Origin of the sequence: Cellulomonas sp. NPDC057328 (genome assembly GCF_042667215.1) — a bacterium.
Classification (GTDB): Bacteria; Actinomycetota; Actinomycetes; order Actinomycetales; family Cellulomonadaceae; genus Cellulomonas.
Genome location: NZ_JBHUZW010000162.1, coordinates 1 through 6,740, shown reverse-complemented (window position 1 = coordinate 6,740; position 6,740 = coordinate 1). Strand labels below are relative to the sequence as shown.

Annotated in this window: 6 protein-coding genes; 3 read left to right on the top strand and 3 right to left on the bottom strand. The window is 77.0% G+C overall.

Annotated features, from left to right (window positions below; translation table 11 throughout):
• Positions 1–56 precede the first annotated feature (56 nt).
• The 3 genes from ACFUMH_RS18055 to ACFUMH_RS18045 are packed head-to-tail and all read right to left on the bottom strand — an operon-like array spanning position 57 to position 2,631.
• A complete protein-coding gene (locus ACFUMH_RS18055) occupies positions 57–578 on the bottom strand; it encodes a hypothetical protein (RefSeq protein WP_378208794.1) in 522 nt (173 codons plus the stop codon).
• Positions 559–1,233 (bottom strand): RNA polymerase sigma factor, encoded by a 675-nt coding sequence (locus tag ACFUMH_RS18050; RefSeq protein ID WP_378208792.1) that lies wholly within the window; start codon positions 1,231–1,233, stop codon positions 559–561. The genes ACFUMH_RS18055 and ACFUMH_RS18050 overlap by 20 nt, the downstream gene beginning before the upstream one ends.
• Before the next feature lie 51 nt (positions 1,234–1,284).
• Positions 1,285–2,631, bottom strand: a complete 1,347-nt coding sequence (locus tag ACFUMH_RS18045) for a S8 family serine peptidase (RefSeq protein ID WP_378208790.1) — start codon at positions 2,629–2,631, stop codon at positions 1,285–1,287.
• A gap of 45 nt (positions 2,632–2,676) precedes the next feature.
• On the opposite strand from ACFUMH_RS18045, the gene ACFUMH_RS18040 reads away from it, so the two are divergent.
• The 3 genes from ACFUMH_RS18040 to rplL all read left to right on the top strand — a co-directional run bounded on the left by ACFUMH_RS18040 (position 2,677) and on the right by rplL (position 6,658).
• Positions 2,677–5,367, top strand: a complete 2,691-nt coding sequence (locus ACFUMH_RS18040) for a CHAT domain-containing protein (protein WP_378208788.1) — start codon at positions 2,677–2,679, stop codon at positions 5,365–5,367.
• Positions 5,368–5,639: 272 nt separating this feature from the next.
• Positions 5,640–6,173, top strand: coding sequence for a 50S ribosomal protein L10 (gene rplJ, locus ACFUMH_RS18035; RefSeq protein ID WP_378208786.1), 534 nt, complete (start codon positions 5,640–5,642; stop codon positions 6,171–6,173).
• A gap of 92 nt (positions 6,174–6,265) precedes the next feature.
• Positions 6,266–6,658 (top strand): 50S ribosomal protein L7/L12, encoded by a 393-nt coding sequence (gene rplL, locus ACFUMH_RS18030; RefSeq protein WP_378208784.1) that lies wholly within the window; start codon positions 6,266–6,268, stop codon positions 6,656–6,658.
• The last annotated feature ends 82 nt before the right edge of the window (positions 6,659–6,740 follow it).

The window sequence follows — 6,740 nt, the reverse complement described above, 5'->3', positions numbered from 1 at the left end:
GGTGCCGGGCCGTCGTGCGTCCGGGGACGGTCAGGCGGTGCCCGCCGGGTGGCCCGTCACCAGGACAGCCACTGGGTCACGCACGTCCCGGCGGCGGACTCGCACACGAGCCGCACCGGGCCCGTGGGGCGCGCGTCGACGTGGAACCAGCCCACCTCGTCGGTCTCGACGACCGCCACGTCGCCCTCCGGGCGGCGGACGGTGACGCGTCCGCGCTGCGCGGGCACCAGCTGACCCTCGAACCGACCCTCCTGCAGCTCGACCTCGACGCCCACGCCGTCGCCCTCGAAGACGAGGGTCCGCGACGTGCTGCCCGAGCGGTCGCGCACGCCGGCGGGCCCGCCGACGAGCGCCGAGTCGTGCACGAGCGTCAGCAGGAAGAGCTCGAGGCTGAGGTCGTCGGCGGCGGAGAGGGCGCGGTGCGCCTCGAACGCGGTCCGCCCGGCCGCCGTCACGCGGTCCGCGAGCTCCGACTCGCGGACGGCCTCGCCCAGGGCGGCGGAGAGCCGCTCGTCGTCGGTCCAGGCGACGCAGCCGTCGCCCGCCGGGGTGTCGTGGTCATCCGAGTGCCAGGACATCGCGGCCTCCTTCGCCGAGGGCGGGCCCGCCGGGGCCCGTGAGGTAGCTCGAGATCGCCGCGGTCCGGCGCAGCCGTGCCAGGCCGCGCTGGCGTGTCGGCCCGATGGAGCCGATCGGGATGCCCAGCAGCGCGGACACCTCCTGGTAGCTGGGCGGCGGGTCGGTGCTGAGCAGCAGGAGGAGGCGCCGCTGGTGCTCCGGCAGCTCCTCGAGCGCGGCCCGCAGCGCGCGGTGCCGCTCGCTGCGGACCAGCTCCCCGTCGAGGTCGGCGTCGTCCTGCGCGTCGAGGCGTCCGGTCGTGGGGTCGACGGGGACGCTGCGCCGCGCGAGCGTCGTGACCCGGATGCACTCGTGCCGCGTCGCGGTCGAGATCCAGCCGGGCAGGGCCTCGGGCTCCCGCAGGTCCCGCAGGTGCTCGAGGAGGTTCAGCCACACCGTCTGGGCGACGTCCTCCGCCTGCGGCGGGCTGAGCCGGAACTGGCGCACGCGCGCCAGGACGAGGGCGGTGTGCCGGTGGACGATCTCCGTCCACGCGGCCTCGTCGCCGGCGAGGGCGCGTCCGACCAGCTCGGTGAGCGTCGCGTCACCGGTGGGTGCGCGCCGGACCGGTGGCCGGCGGCCGGGATCTCGCGGTCGTGCGGGCGTGTGCGTCACGTCTCGCATCGTCCCGCGATCGCAGCAGATTGTCTGCATCGTCCCCTCCTGTCACATCCCGGGCAGGATGCGCAGCGCCCGGCCGTAGTCCGGGACCGCCGTGCCGGTGGCGCGCAGCCGGGCGTACGCGGCGCGCGCGCCGATGCGGTGCTCGGCCATGAGGGCCGCGACCTTGCCGGCCACCTGCGGCGCGGCGAACGACGTCCCGCTCCAGCGGGCGAAGGAGTCGAGGGGGAACCGGTCGGGCTCCGCCGTGAACTCGTAGGACTCGACGCCCTTGACGAAGGGCGCCCGCACGCCCTCGCCGACGGTCGAGCAGTCGACCCAGAAGCCGTGGCTCGACCACGGCGCCGGGCGGTGCTCGGCGGTGAGCGCCGCGACGGCCACGACCTGCGCGAAGGCGGCCGGCCAGACCGGTCGGGTGTCGCCGGCGTTGCCGGCCGCGGCGACGACGAGGATCTCGCGCCCCTCCGCCGCCTCGATCTCCGCGAGCCGGTCGAGCGCGGCCTCGACGGCGAGCGACGGCTGGTCGTACAGCGTCGAGGCGCCGAGGGAGAGGTTGATGACGTCCGCGCCCTCCTCGGCGGCCCGCACGATCGCGGTGGCGACGTCGATCTCGGTGCCCACGCCGCCGCCGAGCAGCGCGCGGTGCACCGTGAGCCGCGCGGTCGGCGCGACCTGCGCGACGACGCCGGCGACGAACGTGCCGTGACCGGCGCAGAGGTCCAGGTAGCCGTCCCCGGGGTCGATGTCGAGCGGGTCGACGTTCGCGTCGCGCCCGTCGGCGTGCCGCGGCACGTCGACGAGCCAGCCGTCCTGACGCACGCGCGCGTCGATGCCCGTGTCCACGACGGCCACGTGCGGCGCGTCGGCGCCGGGACGGTGCCGCGGGCGGGGCAGCGCCTCGGCGAGCGCCGGCCCGCCGAGGTTCTTCATGATCGGGCCGCACGGCAGCACCTGGTTCTGGGACACCGGGAAGCCGCGCAGCCGCAGCTCGGCGACGGTGTCGTCGAGCTCCGACGCGCTCACCGCGTCCGCCGTCCGCAGCAGCACGATGCGGTCGTCCACCCCCGGTGCGTCGAGCTCGGCGCGACGCAGCCCCCGGATCTCCAGGTACGCCCGGGCGCCGGTGTCCTCCCACGTCTGCCGCGTCACGATGACCTCACGGGCGGCGACCAGCACGTCGTGCCCGTCACGCCCGGTGACGAGCTCGAGCGTGCGGTCGCAGCGCGCCCGGTAGCGCGCGGTGATCGACCGCTGGGCCTGGCGCCGCAGGGCGGGCTCACGGGCGGTGCGCACCAGCTCGGTGACCTGCTGGCGGACCTTCGCGCGCTCGCGGCCCGCGTCGTGCGGCGCAGGGCGTCGCGCGTCGGTGCCGGTACCGTCGGACGTGCTCATCGAGTGGTCTCCTTCGTGGGAGCGGGACGGCGGGGGGGTGGTGCGGTGGCCTCGCACGGCCGCCTCGGCGCGCGCTCGTCCACCGACCAGGAGGACGTCGCTGCCCGGGTGATACATGCGCGTCGTCTCGTCGACCTCGCGACGTCCGACCCGCAGGACGCCGAGCCGGCGGTGCGCGCCGCGGTGGATCGCGCGCAGCGCGAGGGGCCCCCGGCGGCGCTGGCGCTGGCGCTGCGTGCGCTGGCCGCCGTGCACCGCGCCCGCCTGGAGCACGTCGAGGCGGAGCGCCTGCTCGACCGTGCCGTCGTCGTCGCGCGCCGCGCCGAGCTGGCCGGCGTCGAGGCGGAGGTGCGCGGGGCACGGGCCGCCGTCCGGCTCGAGCGGGGACGCGTCTCCGCGGCCCGCAACGACGTCTCGCTCGCCCTGCGGGCGCTCGGGCGCGCGCAGGACGGCGCCGCGTCTCCCGGCCTGGCCGCGTACCTCGAGCTGCAGCTCGCCGTCCTCGACCACAACGTCGGGCACCTGCGCGCCGCGGAGGACCGCTACCGGCGCATCGCCGCCGACCCGCACCGGTCGCCCGACGTCGCCGTCCGGGTGGCGAACAACCTCGCGCTGGTGCTGGCCGCGCGCGGCGCGTACGCCGAGGCCCTCGCGTCGTCGGCCGAGGCCGTGCGCGTCGCGGCGGGGCTCGGGCAGGTCACGTCCGCCGTGGCCCGGCAGACGCGCGCCTGGATCACGGTCCACGACGGCCGCCTCACCGAGGGGATGGCGGAGTTCGAGGAGGTCGCGCGGACCTACGCGCGGGCCGGCGTGCCGCTGGGCGAGTACCACGTGGAGCTGGCGGACGCGATGGCCGACCTGCGGCTCCTGCCGGAGGCGGTCCGGGCGGCGCAGTCCGCGGTCGACGAGCTCACCAGGGCCGGGGTGTGGCTGATGGCCGTCGAGGCCCAGGTGCGCCTCGCGCGTCTGCACCTGGAGAGCGGGGACGCCGAGCGGGCGCACGCGCTGGCCACCGAGGTCGCCCGCCGCAGCGGCACCCAGCACCGCGCCGCGTGGCGACACCGGGCGCGTGTCCTCGACGTCCAGGCGCGTCTCGCGCTCGACCGCGTCGTGGCTGCCGACGTGCCGGCCGTCCGCCGCGCCGCGGCGGGCCTCGAGCGCGCGGGCGACCTCACGGCCGCCGTCGAGGCGTACCTCGTGACCGGCCGCGCGGCGCTCGCGACGGGCCGGCCGGCAGCCGGGCGGGACGCGCTCGGCACAGCGGGGCGCCTCGCCGAGCACGGTCCTCTCCTGCTGCGCATCCGGGGACGGCTGGCCCGGGCGACGGCCGCGCGCGCGGCGGGCGACGGGCCGCGCACGGTCCGGGAGGCGCGTGCCGGCCTGCGCGACCTCGCCGCGCACAGGGGCACGCTGCCGACGATGGAGCTGCGCGCGCTCGCGTCCGGGCACGGCGCCGAGCTGGGGCAGATGGGTCTCGCGGCGCTGCTGCGCGAGGGGTCGCCCGCGCGGGTGCTGCGATGGATGGAGCAGACGCGCGCCGCGGCGCTCCTCGCGCGGCTGCCCGTCGAGCCCCCCGTCGACGGCCCCGCGCCCGAGGGGGCCGAGCCGTGGCACCCGTTCCCGTCGGGCCCGACCCGCACGGCCGCGGCGCCGCCCGACGGCGCGCCCGTCGACGGCGACCCGGAGCGCGGCACCGGGTCCGTCGTGGCGGACGTCGCGGTGGACGTCGCGGTGGACGACGTGGTGGGCGACTGGCGGGAACCGCCCACGCTGTCGGCGGTCCGGACCGCCCTGGACGGGCGCGTGCTGGTCGAGGTGGGCCGGTGCGACGGGCGGTACGTGGCCGTCGTCGTGGCGCGGCGCGGCGCGCGCGTCGTCGACCTCGGTCCCGTCGGTCCGGTGGCGGAGGCCCAGCGGGCGCTGGTCTTCGCGCTGCGCCGGCTCGCGGACCCCCGGTCGCCCGCGTCCGCCGCGGCGGCGCGGGCCAACGCCGAGCTGCGCCTGCGCACGCTGCGCGAGCGGCTCCTGGACCCGCTCGGCGTGGCGGGGCACGACGAGCTCGTCGTGGTGCCCGTCGGACCGCTGCACGGCGTGCCGTGGGCGGCACTGCACGACGGCCCCGTCGCGCTCAGCCCGGCGGCCACGGCCTGGGTGGCGTCCGCGGCGCGCCGCGGGGGGACGGGGGGCACGGTGCTCGTCGCGGGTCCGGGCCTGGCCGCCGCGCAGGAGGAGGTCGACGCCCTCGCCCTCGTGCACCCGCGCGCGCAGGTCCTCGGCGCCGGGCGCAGCCGCACGGCCGACGTCCTGCGGTCGCTGGCGACGGCCGACCTCGCGCACCTGGCGTGCCACGGCGTGCCCCGTGCCGACAACCCGATGTTCTCGTCGCTGGTCCTCGCGGACGGCCCCGTGACGGTGCAGCAGCTGCACCGGGCGGGGGTGGCGCCGCGCCGGCTCGTCCTGGCGTCGTGCCACTCCGGCGCCGACGTCGCGTACGCGGGGGACGAGGTGCTGGGCTTCGTCTCGGCCATGCTCGCGCGGGGCACGGCCGGCGTCGTGGCGAGCATCGCGGCCGTCCCCGACGTCGAGGTGGTCGACCTCATGCGGGGGCTGCACCGCGGGCTCGCGGCCGGTGAGACGATGGCGCGCGCGCTGCACGCCGCCCGCGCGGACGTCGACCGGGCCGCGCCCGCGGGGTTCGTCAACTGGTGCACGTTCGGGGCCCACGGCGCGGCGTGACGCGGTGCGGCCGCCGCGATTTGGTCGGCCGGGGCCCGTGCCGTACGCTGGTCCGGCCCAAGACCGTCGGTCGTCGGTCCGCTCGTCGGACCGGCCGAAGCTCCGCGACAGCGGGGGCCTGCGCAGGCGAGACTCACCGGACTCCCGTCCGACCGCACGTGCCCTGGCGCGTGCCCGGTCGACGTGCGCGTCCTGCCGAGCCCCGCGCCTGCGCGGGGCTCTTCTGTTTCCCGGGGTGGCACGCCGGCGGCACCCTGATCGGAAGGAATGCCATGGCGAGGCCGGACAAGGCAGCCGCCGTCGCGGAGATCACGGAGCGCTTCCGTGCCTCCAACGCGGCCGTGCTGACCGAGTACCGCGGGCTCACCGTCGCGCAGCTGAAGACGCTGCGCAAGGCGCTCGGCGGGAACGCTCAGTACGCCGTGGTGAAGAACACGCTGACCGCGATCGCGGCCAAGGAAGCCGGCCTCGAGGGCCTCGACGACGGGCTCGCGGGCCCGTCGGCGATCGCCTTCGTCACCGGTGACCCGGTCGAGGCGGCCAAGGGTCTGCGTGACTTCGCCCGTGCGAACCCTGCGCTGGTCATCAAGGGGGGCGTCCTCGACGGCCGCCCGCTGACCGCGGAGGACATCACCAAGCTCGCGGACCTCGAGTCCCGCGAGGTGCTGCTGGCCAAGGCGGCCGGCGCGATGAAGGCCAAGCTCTACCAGGCCGCGTACCTGTTCACGGCTCCTGCCTCGCAGGCCGTGCGCACCGTCGAGGCCCTGCGCGCCAAGCGCGAGGAGTCGTCCGACACCGCTGCCTGAGCCCGACGCTCAGCCCGCAGCTCCCCAGCAGTCCCCAGCACCCCCTGTCGCCGACCACCGGTCGACGGGTCAGAACGGAAGGAACCGCCACCATGGCGAAGCTCACCACCGACGAGCTCATCGACGCGTTCAAGGAGCTCACGCTCATCGAGCTCTCCGAGTTCGTGAAGGCGTTCGAGGACGTCTTCGAGGTCACCGCCGCCGCGCCGGCCGCCGTGGCCGTGGCCGCCCCCGCGGGCGGCGGCGCCGCCGACGCCCCGGCCGAGGAGGAGAAGGACTCCTTCGACGTCATCCTCGAGGCCGCCGGTGACAAGAAGATCCAGGTCATCAAGGAGGTGCGTGCCCTCACGAGCCTCGGCCTGAAGGAGGCCAAGGACCTCGTCGACGGCGCGCCGAAGCCGGTTCTCGAGGGCGCGAACAAGGAGACGGCCGACAAGGCGAAGGCGCAGCTCGAGGGCGCCGGCGCCACGGTCACCCTCAAGTGATCCGGGCCGGTCGGGCCGCCTGACGCACGTCACGGCCCGACCGGACCAGCCCACGCACGACGAAGCCCGCACCCTTCCGGGG